This is a genomic window from Shewanella algicola, assembly GCF_014648035.1.
GTDB classification, from domain to species: domain Bacteria; phylum Pseudomonadota; class Gammaproteobacteria; order Enterobacterales; family Shewanellaceae; genus Shewanella; species Shewanella algicola.
Window position 1 is genome coordinate 1 of the sequence record NZ_BMQI01000056.1, and the last position, 20,937, is coordinate 20,937.

Below are 20,937 nucleotides of genomic sequence, written 5' to 3' on the forward strand. Positions count from 1 at the left end.
CTTACCGCTCCCTGTTTTATTTTTATGAAAAACTGAGGCGACAACTATCCTGACACAGGGGGTGGGTGTTCTCTTACCTTCAAGCCGAACTCACCTGGAGTTTTCTTTTGCTCTGACATTCTTCCAAGCTCAAGATAGAGCTCATCAATCGCGTCAGAGATAAATTCATACCACTCATAAGACTCCGCAGTAATAAACAACTTACATAAATCTTTGTATCCAGGTCTATATCCAAACCAGCGACACATTTGCATTAACGTGTCATAAGCTTTTGAGCTTCTAGTGAAATAGGAAATCGTTAGACCTTCTAAAGTTAGTCCCCTAGAAAGCTTATGCCCCCCTATCACAATGGCCGACAAGCCATTCGTTTTGTAAGCTGAATAGTCTAGGCTTTCGGTAGATTTACCGTGGACTGCAAATACCTTAGTCTTTCCAATTGCTCTTTTTAAATGCGGGTAAATATCCTCAAAAGTTTCGTTAATTTCGAAGAATTTGTTAAAACTGTGTTGAAGCTCCAAAATCGCTTCGCTCTTTCCTAGAGCTGCCTCAAGAGGATATCCAAGTGCATAATCTGCTGCGTTACGAATTTCATCCATATACTCATCAACAACTTCAGCAATTTTGTCTTGCAGAACGGTTAAATGAGTCATGTTTATCAACATTGTATTATGAGCTTTTGGTGCACCGAGAAGAGACCTCACTGCCACTGTGATCAAATAACACCTAATGGCTTCTTTTAACGACTCAGGCAAAACACCAACAGGAGTATCTTTCTTACTTTTTACTGGTAGAAGCCTTTCATAATCGTCAACTATGACTACTGGGTCGGCTTTAGTATCATTATTAGACTGAAAAAAGTGCTTTTGCCCTACATAGCTATCTGGAGTTGGTATCCTGATCATAAAATCAGCTGGAAAGAGATCATCACCTATATTTATGTGCTCTTCGTCTGGATTAATAAATATATTTGCAAATGGAGTTGCAGTGTAACCAATATAAGTTGACCGATTAAAGAGAGACAGGATCTTTCTTATATTGTTATTGATAGCAGTAATGTCACCTTTTTCGTGCTTGGTATTAATTGACGCATAGTCAGCTTCATCATCTATCAACAACAGTTGGGTGTTTAATTTTTGTCCTGCTTCAACATCTAGACTATGCTTCTCGGCGATCCATTCATATAAGTTATTGAGTACCGATGCCCACTTTTTAATAACAAAAACTATAGGGCCTCCAACTGATGAAAAGTGAATTCCAAAGCTATTTGCTACTGACTTTTTAAAGTCACCATCAGTCGTTGTGCAATACAAAGCTCGCAAATTCTCATCTCTATATTTTCCAACTCCTATCGGAAGTCCACTTTCATACCTTTTTTTAGACTCTTTACCGATTACACCTTCATCTAAACGCTCTTGTGTCTGAGTTCTCAGCTCGTTGAGGTGGCCCCCTAATACGACAATAACTTTGTATCCAGAATCTATAGCTTTGTTAATTAAACCTAGATAGTTTTGCGTCTTACCTGACTGCACATTTCCCATTACCAGTCCTCGGCGATTCCACTTACCCTCTTTATGTGGATCACCTGAGCAATCTAGTATTTCATCAATAGTTTTTTCTGTTTTCTTGATAATATCTAAGGAACGGCCCTGATCTATTAGGTACTCTTTATAGGCCTTCCAGTAGTGCCACTCTAATTCACCGCGTTTATGATCCAGCCACCTTTCAACTTTTGGGCTTGCTAAAATAATCGGGGGTTCGTCAATAACGACATTTATATTTGTCTCGATTTTAAACTTTATGGTTTTCCAATCGTCTTCACTAAATGTCTTATACTGTGGAAGCATAAATTTGAGCTGTTCAATAGTCTTCCCAATGAACGCTTCATCAACTTTTTCTCCAGATGCCTTAGCTTCGTTGAAAATCCTAAAAAGAGTATTGGTACAGTCTTCTATAGCTACTTGTTCCATAGTGCTTTAAATCCTTCTAGTAAATCGTCATAGCTAATGTCATTCTGATTAATTTGATTTGGTTCTGAAGACATTTTTTCATAGATATGATGAATGGGAACTTCCTCTGACAAATGCGTCAAATACTTAATAAGATCGGAAGCTTGTTCTCTATCTAGAGTTACCAACAACTTCTTCAGAAGAGTGTTATCTTTCGATATTTCATAGCTAATACTCTTATTTCTTTCATTTTCATTTATATTCCAGAACGAGTTAGCTTCTTCTAAACGTCCTCTATAACGGTAAGTTTTTTGAGACCTTTTTATTGGCTCTCTAATCAACTGTTTTAGTTTAACTTTTACTTTATGCGGGATCTCAAGCGACGATTTCTTAACGTCTGTAGACCATTCATCATCTAAGCTGGTAGGTACATTCACCTCAACCCTAGCCAACTTTCCAAGTTGTGATAGCCTAGTTAAACCAAACCATCCCCCCGAGATAATAAGCCTGTTCGCTCGGTAAACATATAGCCCTTGATTAGCTGTTATTTGGTCTGCCCCACCTAAATTATCGAGGTCAGTTTTTGTCAATTTAGATTCATGAGGCAATATGTGGACTCTAAGCTCAATACTCCCTCCTTTTTTTACTCTAAATTTTTGTGACGGGCCTTCTTGGTAACCATTTCTACTTCTCAAGAAGGGATCGAAATTCTCTAGCTTCTGAAAATTAAAATAAAAACTTATCGCTCTTTTTCCTTCCATAAATTTGTGAAAGTGCAAGCGAACATAACTTTTGAGGCTAGCTAGATCTTGACCCAAGATCCCCTGAAGTTCAGCAATTGGATAACCATTATATTTGCTAATATTTTCCCATATAACAGCTGTTCCTGATGTCCCAAACTTAATGTTAAACTTCGAACATAATTCATCTGTTTCTTTCTCAGAGTGCTTAATTAATTTCCACGCATTTGCGCTCTCAACTAAATCTAAATCCCAAGTAGCACTCTGAATATTAGATTTTTCACTCTTACTGACAACAGTTAGCTTTCTCGCTTGAGAAAAACTTGCCATCTTCATCCCTGAACCAAACCGCCCTAAATCAAACTCATCTCTGATATCTGATGGGTCTTTACACCCTATTCTCATAGAGTTGATTAGGGTACATTCATCCATTCCGTGGCCATCATCTTTGATAACCAACACCGCATTTCCTTCAACAACATCCATCTCAAAAAAGATATTTTGAGAATCTGCCGTGACTGAGTTGTCAATAATGTCACTGATCGCAGAATTCAGGTTATACCCTATTCTTGATAGCGTCTTGATATGGGATTTAGGGTTTGGCGATAGGTCAATATGTTCAGACACTAGTAATTTCCTCCCAAGAAATATTCCAGTAACTAATTACCCTAGAAAGCGCCAAATTTTCTCTAAGATCTAAACCGTCAGCCGATGCTGTTTCAATCGCAATCTTCAGTGCTATAAGTCTGTCTTCCAAACCTGCTATTTTGTCGCAGTAATTTTCAAGCAGAAGATCCTCTTCAAAAAACTCTTCTATCCAAAAATCAATTTTATTCTGTTCTAAACTTGGGAAATTTAATAGTGATGACTTAACAAGTTGCTCTTCCTCCTCCTCCGATAAAACACCATCGTTACAGGCGACGTATAGAGCCATCTTGATAATATTTTCTTCGTAAACCATATATAAGTTTCTCCACATATCCTTGTAAGCGTATAAATTCCATTCAACTTAATCTAGCACCACTCATTTTCTCCTCATCTGTATCTAGAGGCAGTAGTTCTTTACCCTATAAATTAAATCAGCAATACAATGGCTGTCACACCATTGTCCCATCGATGCTATATGGATAAAACACCTTGACTGTCGTCGCAAACACATGATAATTATGAGTAATATTTTATTCTAACAAAGGAATATACAACTAGATAGAGATATTTATAAAGGCACCGACAGAAACTAAACTGTCTATTTATCGACCACTAAAAATCGTATTTTAAAGAAACTACAATACTCATTCATCATTAATACTAAGTGCCAACACATACCTTGTACTTCTTCCACCCGCGCCAGTCTTGACCAAACACTGTTGATCCACAAGTTGAGCCAAATGTCGGATGGCGGTGGCGCGGCTGACTTTAGCGACTTTTTGATATTGGCTACTGCTTATCCCATCATTAAAGTCACCATCAAGTAATCTATTCAACACTTTCATTTGTTCTGTGGTTAACGTTGCAGTGAGTAAGTGTTGGTCAACTCGACGCCAAAACTGGGTTTTAGCAGTAGTTTGCTCAATGATATTAATAGCATGAGGCGAATAAACCTATTAATTGCCTCATCACTCTCACTTACCACCTCAATAAGACGTTAAATGGCCATTTCGGTATAATCATTTACCGACTCAACAACCCCGAAGCGATAGCAAGTTAATGACATCTAAGCTGACTGATTTATCTTTATCACCACATCTTGCTAGGCCTAAACTAGCATTGAAAAGTAAAAAAACTCAGTTTGAAAAACTAAGCTTTTACGGCAATGATTGACGTGTAAATGACAAAACTTAAACTTTTATAGATAATAAAGTTTGAATAATGAACAAAACACGTCAATAATCAACGTATATTTAAACCTAATCAAACCAGATGCGAAAGTCGAACATGCTGAATACTAAGGCCAGAACACAACTACAGAATGCACTGCCTTTGGGAATGGTAGCCACAAAACCATGGCTTGAAGCACAAGGGCTCAGCCTGCACTTTCTGGACAATGCTGTACGTAGCCGAACTTTAATTCCCCTCACCGCTGGGGTTTATGTAAGACTGGAGGCAAATCTCTCCTGGAAAGGTCTTGTTGCTTCTGTACAGCGTATGTCAGATAGTCCTATTCATGTGGGCGGCTTAACAGCGTTAGAGCTTGAGGGTTTGGGGCATTATGTGTCTATCGGCGATAAACCTAAAATACAGCTTTATTCTAATTCCGCATTACCTCGCTGGCTGGACAGAATCGATATTTCAGCAGAGTTTGAATGGCATGGTACAAAACGTATATGGCCAGAAACACTGATGCACAATAGTCAATATCTACGACAAAACACGTGGAGAGAAGCACTCCCTCCGCTTTTTTATTCTTGTCCAGAAAAAGCGATTCTTGAGCTCTTAACCACAGTGCCCCAACACACTAGCTTTGAACACGCGGATCAAATTCTGCAGGGGTTGAGCAACCTTTCACCACGTAAGTTGGATGTCTTACTTAAAGCCTGCTGCAGCATCAAAATTAAACGGCTATTTCTTTGGCTGGCAAATAGACAACAACATGCCTGGTTTAAGTATCTGACACCTGAACAATATGACCTAGGAACAGGCAAGCGACTTATCGCACAAAACGGCAAACTAGAGCCAACTTGGCAAATCACTATACCCAAGGAGATGTAACCAAGATGGATAGAAAAAGCCATTACTATCGACAGGTCCAACTGTTACTACAAGTTATACCCTTTGTTGCCCAGCACGATTGCTTTGCTCTTAAAGGAGGGACGGCAATCAATTTGTTTGTTCGTGACTTTCCAAGGCTTTCCGTTGATATTGATCTGGTATTCCTGCCCATGATGGCAAGGCAACAAGCCTTACTGACAATTAAAGAGAACTTAGATACATTGGCTTCATCCATCATAAACAGCATCGATAACACCCGCGTTATTCGTTCATACCAAGATAAAATTGATGCGCTACGTCTATTAGTAGAACGAAATGGTGTTCAAATTAAAATAGAGCTTTCTCCAGTTCTACGTGGGACAGTTTACGAGTCAAAACTCATTTCTGTAAATGAAGCTGTTGAAGATGAATTTGGTTTTGCTGAAATGGTAGTTGTGAGCTTTGCCGATCTGTATGCGGGTAAGATTTGTGCGGCGCTCGATCGCCAACATCCAAGAGATCTTTTCGACATAAAGCAATTACTTGATAACGAAGGGCTTACCGATGAACTGCGTAAAGCACTACTGGTATATATTATAAGCCACCCTCATCCAATCGCCGAACTACTAAATCCTCATTTTAAAGACATCTCAGATGTGTATCGAGGTGAATTTATTAACATGGCTGAATACGATATCCCACAGATAGAGCTTGAGGCTGCACGGGAACAGTTAGTGAAAATAATAAACATCTCGCTAACACAAGAAGAGCGAGCATTTTTATTGTCGTTCAAAAACCGATCACCCAACTGGTCATTGCTTGGACTTTCCGGAGTTGAACAATTACCCGCCATACTTTGGAAGCAGCAAAACTTAACTAAGATGTCTCCAGATAAGCATGCATATGCTTATGACCGGCTTAAAAGAGTTCTTGCTGCCAAGCCCGCAACTCCAGTTTAATTTAAGCATTCAATTTGTGAAAATAGCAATTTATTCGCCTCACAAATTGAGGAGATTAGAGTTGTTAATGGCCTCATTACTCTCATTAGCAAACTCAATAACACCTTGGCTGGCATTTCGTTATAATCATTTATTGATTCAATATCCTTCTATTCCAATAACCCAATCCGGCTGTAATTAATGACACCCAAACTGACTGAAGTATCGACATCATCACAAACCGCTATGCCTCAATCTACATTGAAAAATGAGCAGGCCAATAAAGTGTTTATTATCGGTCTACCACGCACGGGCACCACGAGTGTCAGTGTGGCGTTGCTGGAGCAAGGCTTAACGGTTGCTCACCAGGCGTTTACCAAACAGGCCTTTATGTTGGCCGATGCGGTGTCTGACGCGCCGTGTTTTAGTGATTATCGGCAGCTAGATGTGTTATTCCCTAACGCTAAATTTGTTTATTTAGACAGACCGTTAGATAAGTGGCTGCCGTCGATGCAAATGTTACTTGGCCGAATGATGGTGCATTTAGACAAAGACACTGGTCGGTTTCATCCGGTAATGAAGCGCAGTTTTAATCACTGCTTTGATATATGGCAAATTGAAGATGTAGCAGATGAAGCCCACTTAACGGCTTGTTATCAGCGCCACCAGCAGCAAGTGTTAAACTACTTTGCTGGCCGAGATGACTTTATATCCATTGATATCAGCATTGCAGGTAGCCTTACTGCGCTATTGCAGTTTATCGGCTTACCTTTGCCAAGTGAGGTTGAATGTCCGCAACTCAACCTTTCGCATCTAAATGGCCCACAACTAAACTTTCCACAATTAAATATGGGCCGTAATGTGGCTAGTTGGGATGAATATAAACACCCCAATAAAATCAGTGCCAATGCCTCAGGCCCTGACAAGCGTAAGTTTTTTGATTACCGCCTTGATTAAAAGCGTTTCGATTAGTGAACGGTGAGTGTTAAATTGATTAAGTTCACTGGGCCATTGTATAACCCAATAATTACCTTGACTAAAATGAAACAAAAATTTTACATTAGTAAAATAATGAGTGCTATGGAAAGTGCTTTGATCCTTAAAGCGAGTATTACCGCTTTGTTGTTCAGCTAAATAACACCTGGTGTTATCTCCTTCCGTAAAGCATTTATTTATACTAATGCGTCACTTACCCAATACTTAAGCCACATAAATAAGTGTTGATGTGTTTACTTTTTCTTAAAAAAGCAAAAATAAAATGAAATTACCTTTAATAATCGGCTGTTTAATTTTAGCAGGATGTAAATCCACTCCATACGCAATGATTGATGGTAGCCAGAGTAAAGTTTCTGATGCCGACAATTACAATGTTGAAATTGTCGCCATTGATGGTGCGTTTCAATCAGGCAAACTCACCAAAAATATTAAGCCGGGTTATCACACCGTTCATTTAAGTACCACAGGCCCATTACGCAGTAGAAAGGCCACCTCGACATTGGTTTATCCGCTGGTTGCCAAAGAATGTATGCGGTATGTAGTAACAGCTCAACATGGCCCAAGTAACAAAGATGCGTGGGAGATAAGAGTATTAGATGAGCGCCTTATTCCAACCTGTACACCCTCGCCTGTTGAGCCAGAGCAGGTAGTAGTGATCCCCAATTATGCTAAACCATCATCTGAGGTTAGCTGCTTAACCGCGAATGAATTAACCCAACAAACAACGCCCGTGGTGCTATTAAACTCGGTTGCAGCATGCATTAAATCTCAAGATTATGACTCTGCAATTAGTGGCTACTTTTTAGCGGGCGCTTATGCTTACTTCGATACCTTGCGTGTGCCTAATAAGCCGTCACACGAGGTGGTTGAGTTAATCAAAAAAGATTCTATTTGGACTTTGTCTGCCCTTGAACAACAACACTTTGAACAAAAGTTGGCCGAGTATTTAGGGTCTGAACAAAAACAAACTGCGTGTAGCTGGGTAATTAGCGTTGGCGAGCCCGATTATGCGCCGCTGTATATGCAGCAACATCAACCTAATGATGCAGTAATCACAGAAACGACCACTGAATTGCCGGCAGAGATAAAAGACACATTGTTTAAGGCAACACTGACTGATTATCTTGGCTGCCCACTACCATAAAGGCACTAATACGTACCGAGAGTAAAAACCGCCATTACTGGCGGTTTTGTAGTATGTCTTACTGGGCTTTTATAAACTCATAGCCGCCTTTTACGGCGCCCCAAACTTGTTGGTCGTTACTGTCAAAGCCGCGATCCCAACTTACGATTTTATCCTTAGTCACTACCGCTTATGAGGTAGAATAACTGGCGCCAAGTAATTGGTTCAAACATTGTTTGTCTTTGGTTGGGCCTTAAAATATTGCTGCTGTGCAGACCAAGCTATCTACGTATTAACTTGGTCTGCAATAAAATAAAAGTAAACAGCCCAGTTAATTAAATTAACTGGGCTGTTTACTTGTTTGGGCACTATCTTGGCTCATAATACGACTAAGTACAGTAAACCCTACTGGGTGTAGCTTATGTAAAATTAAATAATTAAATCCTTCATTAAGCCTTCTAGCACATCAGCTTGTTTACTGAGGCGTTCAATTTCTTCAGCGGTTGTGGTCACCAATGTCATCACCTGAATAGAACTGCTTCTGACTGAATCGACATCGTTAGCAATATTGTCTGCCACACTACCTTGTTGCTCTGCTGCGGCGGCAATTTCTAAGCTTCTGTCTGATATATGCTGATTTTGTTCTGCTATTTCACCAATGTTTTGGCTGGCGCTGGTCATTAGCTGTTCGCTTGATTCGGCTTCTGTCACCGTTTTGGCCATTACGCTCATCACGCCTCGGCTATTAGTTTGCAGGGTTTCAATAATTTTTTGAATCTCTACTGTTGCAGCTTGAGTACGCCCTGCTAGGGTTCTTACTTCATCGGCAACCACAGAGAAACCACGGCCTTGCTCACCGGCTCTGGCGGCTTCAATTGCCGCATTAAGCGCAAGTAAATTAGTTTGGTCTGAAATGGCATTAATGGTTGAAATGACTTCACCAATTTGAGTCGCACTATTATCGAGCTCCGACACAGCAACAGACGCATCGCGTACTTCGACAGCGAGTTGATTAATCTCAACCAAGGTTTTTTGGATTTGGCTTTGTCCTTGAGTGGTTTTTTGGGTGGCATGCGATGTCTGAGTTGAAGACTCTTGCGCATGACTGGCCACCTCACGAATAGACACGGCCATCTCTTCAGTGGCACTGGCAAGCGAGTCGATACGCTCTTGCTGCTCACTGGCTAGCAGGGTGTTTTCATCGCTACGCACCCGCAACTGTGCACTAATTTGTTGGATTAATGCCACGGCTTCTTGGGTGGTTTTAACCAATAAATGCTCACGTTCTGACACTCTGTCAACGGTGCGGGCTATCAAGTTAAATTCGTTACGAGATGGTGCATAACCAATTCGTGATGCCAAATCACCCTCAGCTAATTTACGTAAGGCTTCGTAAATATGAAATAAGCCACCACCAATAAAGGTTTTAATGTAGTACGAGCACATAAACATCAATATCAAGCTAGCTGCTATAGCAATAATATGGCCAAAACCTAAACCAGCAAACAGGCTTTGCGAACTCACATAGCTAATGCTGTAACCTTGGCCTGCTACAGTGGCCGAAATGTCGCTGTATTGGCCAATACTCAAATTGGTATTTTGCAGTACTGCGGCTAATTCGCTAGACGGTATTTGCGCGGAGGCTGCAAGCTTTGCCACCACGTCAACTTGGTTTTGTGCTTCTGTAGAATGTTGTGATGACATTACGTCAATCAAGCAAGCAGTGATCACCACAATCGCCAGTAAAGCGGTGAACAACAGCGCGAAAAAATTCTCCTGCAGTTTGACGCTAATTAAATATTTATCGATCCAACGAAATGCAACTTCTCTCACAACGATACCTCCAAGGAAAAGCCTGTTTTCAGGGTAATAGCTGACAAAACGCCATAAAAAAACAATATTAAGATTATAAGATGGCTATAGATTTACTGCATGCAAGCATAGCTGACAATTGAAATTAGATATCGCTAAATCATTAAAACTGACACCCAGATCACGTAAAATCGCAGCGTTTGTTAACGGCATATTATACAAAAGCCCTGCGACAAATTGCCGACAGGGCTTTAGCTTCAATTTCAATAGCGCTATCGATAACTTAGCGTTTGGTTTTAACAAACTTACGCTTTTTTAGCGGCTATGGCTGCGGCAACTTGATTAACCGCTGTACCACCTAATACGTCACGCTTTTCTAAACAGGCTTCGATAGTGAGGTTTAGATATACATCATCACTGATCACTTTGGCAAATTTTTGCAACTCTGCCACGGTTAAGTCTTCAATCGGCTTTTGCTGACTAATGGCAAAGACCACGACCTCACCAACTACATGGTGCGCTTCACGGAACGGCATGCCTTTAGCCACAAGGTAGTCGGCGAGTTCTGTCGCGTTTGCATAACCTTGTTGGGCTGCAACTAAGGCTTGTGGGCGATTCACTTTAAGGCCCGACAATACTAATGCGGCCATGTCTAAACAAATGGCCCAGCTGTCGACGACATCAAATAAACCTTCTTTGTCTTCTTGCATGTCTTTGTTATACGCCAATGGCAAGGCTTTCATGGTGGTTAAAATACCCATTAAGCTGCCATAAACACGGCCAGTTTTACCACGGATAAGCTCTAACGCATCTGGGTTTTTCTTTTGTGGCATTAACGATGAACCAGAAGTGACTTCGTCTGCTAGTGAGATAAAGTTAGCTTCGCCAGAGTTAAAGAAAATTAAGTCTTCTGCCATACGGCTTAAGTGCATCATGCTGATTGACGCCGCGCTGCATAACTCAACCACATGGTCACGGTCTGACACGCTGTCTAGGCTGTTTAAGGTAGGGCGAGCAAAGTTTAATGCCGCCGCTAACGCGTGGCGATCAATGGGGTAAGCAGTACCTGCTAATGCGCCAGAACCTAGCGGGCATGAATCGGCACGGTTTAGAGCATCTTGCAGGCGGCTAATGTCGCGCTCATACATTTCTACATAGGCTAGCGCCCAATGGCCAAATGTGACCGGTTGTGCACGCTGTAAGTGAGTGTAACCCGGCATAACCGCATCAACTTCACGCTCTGCTAAGTCAATTAACTCTGCGTGCAATGTACCTAAACGCGTGAGTAATGCCGCGCCTTCTTTTTTGCACCACAGTTTTAAGTCGGTGGCGACCTGGTCGTTACGTGAACGGCCAGTATGGAGTTTTTTACCTAAGTCGCCCACTTTGGCAATCAGCTTTTGTTCTACAAAACTGTGAATGTCTTCTGCACCGTTGCTGATAATGGCTTGCGGATCATTACCCACCTCGAGGAGCAATTCATTTAATGCGGCTTTTAAATCTGTGCATTCTTGCGCGGTAATAATACCTACGCTGGCAATGGCGTCTGCCCATGCGATTGAGCCGACAACGTCTTGTTCAAATAAGCGATAATCAACTGGCAATGAGTCATTAAATAACTTAAAAAGTGCACTGGTTTCGCCCTGAAATCTTCCGCCCCATAATGCCATGTCGGTATCCTCTGTGTTGAAAACTATTTTAAGAACTGGCTGTTCAATAATCGATTAAGCAACCTGAGTTCAGGTTAGCTGGTATTCACTTTCTTATAATGACTCTTAGATGACCCAAAAGTCATTATAAGAAAGGCGCTTTGCAGCGCCTTAAATGGTATTGGCGTAAACCTTATTTAGTGTTTAACGCACGAATACGGCTTGCTAAAGAGTATAACCGGATAAAGCCTTCAGCATGCTTTTGGTCGTACACATCATCTTCGCCAAAGGTAGCGAAAGATTCTGAGTACAAGCTGTTTGGTGAACGCTTTTTAACTGCTGTCGCCTGGCCTTTGTATAGCTTAATCACAACATCACCGTTAACAGATTCTGCTAATGATTCAGATGCGGCGATAAGCGATTTACATAAAGGCGTAAACCAACGACCGTCGTATACTAGATGCGACATTTGGCCAGCAATTTGTTCGCGCCAGGTACGGCTGGTTTTGTCTAGTACTAATTCTTCAATGGCACGCAGACCAGCAAACATTACCGTGCCGCCTGGTGTTTCATAGCAACCACGAGACTTCATGCCCACTAAACGGTTTTCAGTAATGTCGATACGACCTACGCCATGCTTACCGGCGATATCGTTGAGTGTCATCAGTGCAGCATAGGGTGATAATGCTTCATCATTAACATGAGTTACACGGCCATTTTTAATCGCCAGTGATACATATTCTGGCTCATTTGGCGCATCTTCAGGGGCGACAGTCATTGTCCACACGCCTTTTGATGGCTCGTTCCATGGATCTTCTAATTCGCCGCCTTCGTGCGAGATGTGCCATGCGTTAGCATCGCGGCTGTAAATCTTGGTCGCTGATGCGCTAGTTTTAATATTACGCTCAGCAAGGTAATCAAGTAAGTCTTCACGGCTACGCATTTCCCATTCACGCCATGGGGCAATCACTTTTAAATCTGGCGCAAGGGCAGCAAAACAACCTTCAAAACGTACTTGGTCGTTACCTTTACCGGTACAACCATGACATACCGCGTCTGCACCCACTTTACGAGCTACTTCAACTTGCGCTTTCGCAATAATTGGACGCGCCATTGAAGTACCTAGTAGGTAAGTCCCTTCATAAATTGCGCCTGTAGCGATAGTTGGGTAGATGTAATCGGCAACAAATTCTTCTTTAAGGTCAACGATATGACACTCGCTAGCACCTGAGGCTAGTGCCTTTTCAGTTAGGCCAACTAATTCTTCTTCGCCCTGACCTACGTCGGCACAAAATGCAACGATTTCACAGTCATCATAGGTTTCTTTTAACCATGGGATAATGGCTGAAGTATCTAAACCACCTGAGTACGCGAGTACCACTTTTTTAACGCCGGATTTTTTCACTGCATTAGACATGTTAAGTTCCTACAATCAATCATTTATGTTTATTTAAACGCTATAACGCCTTTGGCATTACGACTTAATCTTTTTACTCACTTAATAATGATACCAATACTGCATTTTGCGCATGCATGCGGTTTTCTGCTTGATGTAAAATCAATGAACCTTCGCCGTCCATCACCTCATCGGTCACTTCTACGCCGCGGTGTGCAGGCAAGCAATGCATAAAGTATTTAGCGCCTGCTTTGGCCATAAGCTCACTGTTAACTTGATATGGTGCAAAACGTGCTTTAATGTCAGCAAGCGGCGTATCATCACCCATTGAAATCCAAGTGTCGGTATAAATAGCATCATGGCCTTCGATGGCATTAATGTCAGCACTTAAGATTAGCTTGCCGCCATTTTTTTGCGCCAAAGCTTGTGCTTCGGTGACGATAAGCGCGTCAGGGAACGCACCTTCTGGGCAAATAACTGTCATGGTTAAGCCTAAAATAGCCGCGCCGTAAATCAGTGAATGCGTGACATTATTACCATCACCAACATAAGCCAGTTTTGCTTTGCTGACATCATCAAACTGTTCTGACAGGGTTAAAAAGTCTGCAAGTGCTTGGCATGGGTGATACAGATCAGACAATGCATTGATGACAGGTACGCTACCGTGTTCAGCAAGTTGTTCGATGGTGGTGTGCGAATAGGTTCTGGCCACTATCGCATCGGCCCAGCATGAAATGTTTGTAGCAAAGTCGGCTACGGTTTCACGCTGGCCTAATGCACCATTTTGTTGGTCTAGGTATAAGCAGTGACCACCTAATTTATTAATGCCAATGTCAAAGCTGACTCGGGTGCGAAGTGATGGCTTTTCAAATAACATCACCACACTTTTACCATCTAAGGCACGACGGTACTCAGCTGGATTATTTTTAATTTTTTTAGCCAGTTCGATAATGGCTAAAAGCTGAGTTTGAGTTAATTCTTTAATCGACAATAGGTGCTGCATATACTTCTACTCCATTTAAGGTTGTATTTGAGTCCCGACAGACCCACCTTTTACTAATGTTTTTAATTGTTCGGCATCGCGCCAAGAAGCGACCTGTACAGGCTTACCCATCCACTGAGCAACTTCTAATGCGGCTTCAACTTTTACTTTCATGCCTTTTTCAATCACCCCTTGGGCAACCAAGTATTCGATTTCGCTTTTGTTTAAGCTGCTAATCAGTTGGCCTTTGCCATCGAGTACACCAGAAACGTCAGACAATAGCACTAAGGTACCATTAACTAACTTGGCCAGTGCTGTTGCAGCTTGGTCAGCGTTAACGTTTAGCATATCGCCTTGGCTCGAAATCGCAATCGAGCTGCAAATTGGCATCCAACCCTGATTTAAAATGAAGTTTAAATATGTGGCGTCGTTTGGCTCAACTTCACCGACTAAACCTAAGCGCTCATCTTTAATTTTGGCAGTAACCATATTGCCGTCGCCGAGGCTCATACCTACGCTTACAATGCCCGCTTTTGCTGCAGCGGCTTGTAAAATTTTGTTTGAGGTACCGGCTAGCGCACCGACAACAATGGGGATTTGATCTTCTGGTGTTACACGTAAACCGTCTAGCTTAATGGTTTCTTTGCCGTTAGCGGTTAATTGTTCATCAACCAAACAACCACCGCCATGAACTAACAGTACTTGCTGACCCGCTGCGATCATTTCTGCAGCGGCTGTCATTAGACGTGCCATTCCCATTTCACATTGGAGTAATGCACCGCCGACTTTAAGCACTAACACTGGTTTTGTAGCCATTATTGTTGTTCCTTTACTATTGCGACCCGATTACAAACCGAAATGGATATTGATGCACTGCAGCCCTTGGCTAGCAGCACCTTTCATTAAATTATCAATTGCACTGGCAACCACTAAATAACCGCTGTTTGCATCAAATTTCCAACCAACGTGACAGTTTGGTGTATGCACTACATCATCGACTTTAGGGAACATGTTGTGCTTTACGGTCACGATAGGTGAGCTGTCATATACGCTATACGCTTTTTCAATGTCGGCTTCCGTCGTACCCGGCTTTAACTGCACTGTAATAGTGGCCAAAATACCGCGTTTAAAGTTGCCTAAATGTGGGGTAAAAATTACCTCTTGGCCTAAATGAGTGGCAATTTCAGGTTGGTGTCTGTGACCTAATACACCGTAAGGCGTTAAGCTGACTTCGCAAAAGTTAGTGTGTAACTGCGCTTTACGCCCTGCACCCGTAACACCACTCACCGCGTTAATGACTGGGTATACTTCAGTTAAAAAAGGTTTAAGCGGTTTTAATGCCGTTAATGACGCCGTTGGGTAGCAACCTGCAACGGCAATCATTCTGGTTTGCTTAATTTTGTCACTATTCCATTCCGCTAAACCGTAAACGGCTTCGGCCAACACTTCTGGATAAGTGTGTTCAAAACCGTACCACTTAGGATATTGTGCGATGTCTGCAAAGCGATACGCGCCACTGAGGTCAAATACCGCCAAGCCTTGTTTGTAAAACCATGCCGCTAACTCCAAACTTACTGAATGCTCAGTCGCTAATACCACGCCGTCAGCCTGGTCTACGATTTGTTGTTTTGCTTCATCAGTAAGTGGAGATAGCGTATAAGCCATATGACTGTATGTAGGGTACAAGTCGGCTAATTTACGGCCTTTGTCTAAACTGTTTTCCGACACATATAAGCCTTGAACCGAAAGGTTGCTGTCGGCATTAATCAACGAAGTAATTTGTGCACCTGTGTATCCACTAGCGCCAATAATTGCGATGCTTTTCATAAGTTTGATTTTTCTTAATTGATAGTTATCGAGAGTTTTTAGCATAGCCCATTTAGGCAGGGGACGCCGAATAAAGGACTATCGTCGCAGGAAGTTAGCGTTGATAATTGATATAGTGGATTTAACAGTCAAAAAGCACATATTTATTTTCATTTGTAACGTTCAATTAATGGTGTCGGTTAATGCTGTTTGCTAGACTAACACACAATATTAATTATGCAATATATGTGAATAAGTATTTTGCGTATAATTTTTTAGGATAGTCATATGAGCACATTACCTGATCTAAAAAGTTGTTTTACACAGCTGATTGCAGCGCCATCTGTTAGCGCACTCGACGCTGAAGACGATATGAGTAACCATGCAGTTATCAACTTGTTGCAAAATTGGTTTACTGAGCTTGGTTTTGACTGTGAAACCCCAACGGTTGAAGATTCGCGCAATAAGCAAAATTTAATTGCTCGTATTGGTCAGGGAAACGGCGGATTATTACTCGCTGGCCATACCGATACTGTTCCTTTTGACGAAGGGCGCTGGAGCCAGAGCCCCTTTGAGATGATTGAAAAAGATAATCGCTGGTATGGATTAGGCACCTGCGACATGAAAGGCTTTTTTGCATTAGTGCTTGAGGCGTTAAAAGACATGCCGCTTGATCAATTTAAACGTCCACTGACTATTTTTGCCAGCGCCGATGAAGAAACCACCATGAGCGGCGCTAAAGCCTTTGCCGACTCTAAGGCTGTGGCCCCCGATTATGCAGTAATTGGTGAACCCACCAGCTTAAAACCTGTCTATATGCACAAAGGCCATTTAGCGCAAGGTATCCGAGTCATTGGACGCAGTGGCCATTCGTCAGATCCTGCTCGTGGTTTAAATGCCATTGAAGTGATGCATAAAGTGATTAGCCAGTTAATGAAACTTAAACAGCATTTAAGTGAAAACTACCGCGAAGATGCCTTCACAGTGCCTTACCCTACAATGAACTTTGGCCATATACATGGTGGTGATGCGGCTAACCGTATTTGTGGTTGCTGTGATTTACACTTAGATATTCGCCCATTGCCGGGCATGGAGTTAGCAGAACTCGAATTAATGGTATTAAACTACTTATCTGATATCAGTAAAGAGTATCCTGGCAGTATTAGTGTCAGTACTTTGTACCCGGGTGCAGAATCATTTGCAGGAAAAGCAGATAACCCTTGGACAAAGCTTGTTGCAGAATTATCGGGTAATGAAGCGGAAGTCGTTAACTATTCGACCGAAGCACCTTATATTAATAAGCTCGGTTGCCAAACATTAGTGTTGGGGCCAGGCAGCATTAACCAGGCCCACCAGCCAGATGAGTTTATTGGCTTAGAATACTTAACGCCAACGGTCGAATTAATCAAAAAAATGATTTATCACGCTTGCATTAAATAACAGTCAAATTTTAGTTAAATATGAAAGCGAAATGTAATAATTTTACGAAATAAAATTACAAAACACAGTGCCAGCGTATTGACCAATTTTGCTACGCTGGGTATTGTGATGTGAGAGATATTGGCAAAATAGTTCTTTTTTCGGGAGTAGGTATGACAGAGCAAACGGCAGATATGTATGCGTCACTTCGATCAAATGTGGGGCATTTAGGCCAGATATTGGGCGAAACAATGCAAAACCATTTGGGTGATGCGTTTTTAGAAAAAGTAGAACAAATTCGTATTTTAGCGAAAAAATCTCGACAGGGTGATGAAGCCTCACGCGATCAAATGTTAGCACTCTTAACCTCATTACCCGACGAAGAGTTGGTGCCTTTTGCAAAAGCCTTTAACCAATTCTTAAACTTAGCCAATATCGCAGAACAATTTCACACCATCAGCCGCAACTGCGACGAATTGGTGTGCGTGCCAGACCCGGTTGAGCAATTACTTGGGCGCATGCTTGATACCGACTTTGATAAAAAAGACGTTATTGAAGGCTTAAAAAACCTAAATATTGATCTCGTGCTCACCGCGCATCCAACAGAAATTTCTCGCCGTACGTTAATTCAAAAGTACGCTGCGGTAGTGGATTGCTTGACTGAGCAAGAAAACAACCAACTCTCTGAGCGTGAACGCAAACAAAGTACCTTGCGCCTACGCCAGCTCATTGCCCAAATTTGGCATACCAACGAGATCCGTAATGAGCGCCCAACGCCAGTTGATGAAGCACGTTGGGGCCTAAGCACAATTGAAACCTCTTTATGGCAAGCTATTCCTGACTTTTTACGCCAACTGAACGATCAAGTTGAGCAAAAAACCGGTCAGCAGTTACCGATTGATGTCTCTCCAGTGCGTTTTTCAAGCTGGATGGGCGGTGACCGCGACGGTAACCCGTTTGTGACTTCAACCGTGACGCAAGAAGTACTAGACCGTAATCGTCATGCTGCTGCCAGACTCTACCTTAAAGACATTGTCGCCCTACTTGGCGAGTTGTCTATGGAACAGGCAAATGAAGAGCTAACAGCATTAACAGACAACAGCAAAGAACCCTACCGTGAAGTGCTGCGCAAGTTACGTTGCCAACTACGCAATACCATTGATTATCTCAATGCGCGCCTTGAAGGTAAACACCCTGATACTGACACCAGCGAGTTAATTTGGCATAAAGACGACTTACTAAAACCGTTAGAGCTTCTTTATAAAAGCTTAACCGATTGCGGCATGAAGTTAATCGCTAATGGCCTACTATTAGATATTTTACGTCGCCTAGCCTGTTTTGGTATTCACATGTTGCGCCTCGATATCCGTCAAGATGCATCACGTCACAGCGATGTTATTGCAGAACTGACTCGTTATTTAGGCATGGGTGACTATAACCATTGGGATGAAAACGAAAAACAAGCGTTTTTATTACGCGAGCTGACCGGTAAGCGCCCGTTAATTCCTGCCAACTGGCAGCCAACTGACGATGTAGCTGAAGTCGTCAGAACCTGTAACTTAGTCGCTAAGCAACCCGCAAATGCATTAGGCTCATACGTTATTTCAATGGCAAGTAAGCCATCTGACGTGCTTGCCGTATTGTTGTTACTTAAAGAAGCAGGCTGTACTAACCCAATGCGCGTAGTGCCGTTATTCGAAACCTTAGCTGACCTTGAAGGTGCAGCAACTTGTATGACAGCGCTACTGAATATTGATTGGTATCGTGGTTACACCAAAGGCATGCAAGAGGTGATGATTGGCTACTCTGACTCGGCAAAAGATGCCGGCGTAATGGCTGCGGCTTGGGCGCAGTATCGTGCTCAAGAACAATTAGTTGCTGTGTGTAAAAAAGCCGAAGTGAAATTGATGTTGTTCCATGGTCGCGGCGGCTCTATTGGCCGTGGCGGCGGACCGGCTCATAAGGCGATTTTATCGCAACCACCGGGATCGGTAGATGGTCGTATCCGCGTAACAGAACAAGGCGAAATGATCCGCTTTAAATTTGGCTTACCTAAAGTTGCGGTCCAAAGTTTAGCCCTATACACATCAGCAGTGATGGAAGCGACATTATTACCACCGCCAGAACCTAAAAAGGCATGGCGCGATTGCATGCAACGTATTGCTGAAGAGTCGGTACAGCATTACCGTGGCATTGTGCGCGAAGAACCCGATTTTGTGCCTTACTTCCGCTCGGCAACACCAGAGGTTGAACTGGGTAAGCTGCCATTAGGTAGCCGCCCAGCTAAGCGTAAAGTGGATGGTGGTATTGAAAGCTTACGTGCTATTCCGTGGATTTTTGCCTGGTCGCAAAACCGCTTAATGTTGCCTGCCTGGTTAGGAGCTGGTGAAGCATTACAAGATGCGGCAGATCGCGGTGAACTAGAGTTACTTCGTGAAATGGAAGCACAATGGCCATTTTTTGAAACCCGTATTTCAATGCTAGAAATGGTGTACACCAAAGCAGAGCCTAACTTAGCCAAATACTATGAGACATGCTTAGTTAAACCTGAACTACACCATTTAGGCGAAAAGCTGCGTCAACGCCTGCAACTGGGAATTGATGCGGTGTTATCACTCACTCAAGCAACAGAGCTGATGTCGCATACCCCATGGAATCGCGAATCAGTCAAACTGCGTAACCCATACATAGACCCACTTAACTTTTTACAAACCGAGCTATTAGCCCGTACCCGTAAAGAAGTTGAGCCGTCTGAATCTGTTCAGCTAGCGCTTATGCTGACCATTGCCGGCGTTGCAGCAGGAATGAGAAACACTGGATGATAAACTTGGTTAAAAGCCTTGGGATGGGTTTACTGTTATTACTGACTGGCTGTGCCAGTCAGTACAGTATTACCGAGTCTCAAATAGAACAATACCTTAATAAAGACATGCATTTTGAGGTAAAACAGGGCAATAAATTAATTGGTGTGTCGCTAAAGCTCAATGATATGCAGGTTGTGTTAGGTGCAAAACCGAATACCATGGCGGTCACAGCTGCAACCATGATCACTGTTAACAACCCGCTGATGCCGATCCATGCAAAATTGAAAACCACGTTTGAGGCTGCACCTTGGTACGATAGCGAAACGAAAAGCATTTACTTACGTCAGTTAGACTTAGTCAAAGTCGAGTCTGAACCGGCTGATATTGAACGTTATATCAGCCAGGCAACACCGCAATTGATGGGTTTTTTACGTAATTACCTTGAAAACCAACCAGTGTACACTTTAGACACTCGTGACAGTAATCAAGCGTTAATGGCAAAAATGACCAAAGAGATTGCGGTTCAGCAAGGTAAGTTGGTGGTGAAGTTTTAAGACATTGATCTTTAGTGATTAAAAAAGCACCTGAGGGTGCTTTTTTATTGCCGCTTTTACGTATTATACCAATCCTTATTAGAA

At 42.4% G+C, this 20,937-nt stretch carries 17 protein-coding genes and 1 pseudogene; 7 read left to right on the top strand and 11 right to left on the bottom strand.

Annotated elements, in window-relative coordinates; genetic code table 11:
• Positions 1–44 precede the first annotated feature (44 nt).
• The 4 genes and pseudogenes from IEY42_RS18550 to IEY42_RS18565 all read right to left on the bottom strand — a co-directional run.
• On the bottom strand, positions 45–1,967 hold the full coding sequence (locus IEY42_RS18550) for a Z1 domain-containing protein (protein WP_188926781.1): 1,923 nt from the start codon (positions 1,965–1,967) through the stop codon (positions 45–47).
• Entirely contained in the window at positions 1,955–3,313 is a 1,359-nt protein-coding gene (locus IEY42_RS18555; RefSeq protein WP_188926782.1) for an ATP-binding protein, read from the bottom strand. The genes IEY42_RS18550 and IEY42_RS18555 overlap by 13 nt, the downstream gene beginning before the upstream one ends.
• On the bottom strand, positions 3,306–3,647 hold the full coding sequence (locus tag IEY42_RS18560) for a hypothetical protein (RefSeq protein ID WP_188926783.1): 342 nt from the start codon (positions 3,645–3,647) through the stop codon (positions 3,306–3,308). Before IEY42_RS18560 ends, IEY42_RS18555 begins: the two co-directional genes overlap by 8 nt.
• 331 nt (positions 3,648–3,978) lie before the next feature.
• A pseudogene (locus IEY42_RS18565) lies at positions 3,979–4,251 on the bottom strand (DUF4172 domain-containing protein); the annotation flags it as partial.
• A 370-nt stretch (positions 4,252–4,621) separates the two neighbouring features.
• Between IEY42_RS18565 and IEY42_RS18570 the strand changes: the two are divergent.
• The 4 genes from IEY42_RS18570 to IEY42_RS18585 all read left to right on the top strand — a co-directional run bounded on the left by IEY42_RS18570 (position 4,622) and on the right by IEY42_RS18585 (position 8,452).
• Positions 4,622–5,395, top strand: a complete 774-nt coding sequence (locus IEY42_RS18570) for a type IV toxin-antitoxin system AbiEi family antitoxin domain-containing protein (protein WP_188926784.1) — start codon at positions 4,622–4,624, stop codon at positions 5,393–5,395.
• 5 nt (positions 5,396–5,400) lie between these two features.
• On the top strand, positions 5,401–6,333 hold the full coding sequence (locus tag IEY42_RS18575; RefSeq protein WP_188926785.1) for a nucleotidyl transferase AbiEii/AbiGii toxin family protein: 933 nt from the start codon (positions 5,401–5,403) through the stop codon (positions 6,331–6,333).
• 180 nt (positions 6,334–6,513) lie between these two features.
• Positions 6,514–7,269: a sulfotransferase family protein gene (locus IEY42_RS18580; RefSeq protein ID WP_188926786.1), complete on the top strand. Its 756-nt coding sequence runs from the start codon at positions 6,514–6,516 to the stop codon at positions 7,267–7,269.
• Positions 7,270–7,570: 301 nt separating this feature from the next.
• On the top strand, positions 7,571–8,452 hold the full coding sequence (locus IEY42_RS18585) for a hypothetical protein (protein ID WP_188926787.1): 882 nt from the start codon (positions 7,571–7,573) through the stop codon (positions 8,450–8,452).
• Positions 8,453–8,510: 58 nt separating this feature from the next.
• On the opposite strand, the gene IEY42_RS22730 is transcribed toward IEY42_RS18585, so the two are convergent.
• The 7 genes from IEY42_RS22730 to argC form a co-directional block, all read right to left on the bottom strand.
• Positions 8,511–8,615: a CpcT/CpeT family chromophore lyase gene (locus IEY42_RS22730; protein ID WP_188926788.1), complete on the bottom strand. Its 105-nt coding sequence runs from the start codon at positions 8,613–8,615 to the stop codon at positions 8,511–8,513.
• Between the two features lie 245 nt (positions 8,616–8,860).
• Positions 8,861–10,264 carry a methyl-accepting chemotaxis protein gene (locus IEY42_RS18595; protein WP_188926789.1) on the bottom strand — a complete coding sequence of 468 codons (1,404 nt, stop codon included), beginning with the start codon at positions 10,262–10,264 and terminating at the stop codon, positions 8,861–8,863.
• Positions 10,265–10,548: 284 nt separating this feature from the next.
• Positions 10,549–11,913 carry an argininosuccinate lyase gene (gene argH, locus IEY42_RS18600; protein WP_188926790.1) on the bottom strand — a complete coding sequence of 455 codons (1,365 nt, stop codon included), beginning with the start codon at positions 11,911–11,913 and terminating at the stop codon, positions 10,549–10,551.
• Between the two features lie 172 nt (positions 11,914–12,085).
• Complete coding sequence (locus tag IEY42_RS18605) at positions 12,086–13,309, bottom strand: argininosuccinate synthase (protein ID WP_188926791.1); 1,224 nt, start codon at positions 13,307–13,309, stop codon at positions 12,086–12,088.
• 73 nt (positions 13,310–13,382) lie between these two features.
• Positions 13,383–14,291 carry an ornithine carbamoyltransferase gene (locus IEY42_RS18610; protein ID WP_188926792.1) on the bottom strand — a complete coding sequence of 303 codons (909 nt, stop codon included), beginning with the start codon at positions 14,289–14,291 and terminating at the stop codon, positions 13,383–13,385.
• Positions 14,292–14,306: 15 nt separating this feature from the next.
• Entirely contained in the window at positions 14,307–15,086 is a 780-nt protein-coding gene (argB, locus tag IEY42_RS18615) for an acetylglutamate kinase (protein WP_188926793.1), read from the bottom strand.
• A 30-nt stretch (positions 15,087–15,116) separates the two neighbouring features.
• Entirely contained in the window at positions 15,117–16,097 is a 981-nt protein-coding gene (gene argC, locus IEY42_RS18620; RefSeq protein WP_188926794.1) for an N-acetyl-gamma-glutamyl-phosphate reductase, read from the bottom strand.
• 267 nt (positions 16,098–16,364) lie between these two features.
• On the opposite strand from argC, the gene argE reads away from it, so the two are divergent.
• The 3 genes from argE to IEY42_RS18635 all read left to right on the top strand — a co-directional run bounded on the left by argE (position 16,365) and on the right by IEY42_RS18635 (position 20,853).
• A complete protein-coding gene (argE, locus tag IEY42_RS18625; RefSeq protein ID WP_188926795.1) occupies positions 16,365–17,516 on the top strand; it encodes an acetylornithine deacetylase in 1,152 nt (383 codons plus the stop codon).
• Between the two features lie 152 nt (positions 17,517–17,668).
• A complete protein-coding gene (gene ppc / locus IEY42_RS18630; protein ID WP_188926796.1) occupies positions 17,669–20,317 on the top strand; it encodes a phosphoenolpyruvate carboxylase in 2,649 nt (882 codons plus the stop codon).
• Positions 20,314–20,853: a YceB family lipoprotein gene (locus tag IEY42_RS18635; RefSeq protein WP_188926797.1), complete on the top strand. Its 540-nt coding sequence runs from the start codon at positions 20,314–20,316 to the stop codon at positions 20,851–20,853. Before ppc ends, IEY42_RS18635 begins: the two co-directional genes overlap by 4 nt.
• The last annotated feature ends 84 nt before the right edge of the window (positions 20,854–20,937 follow it).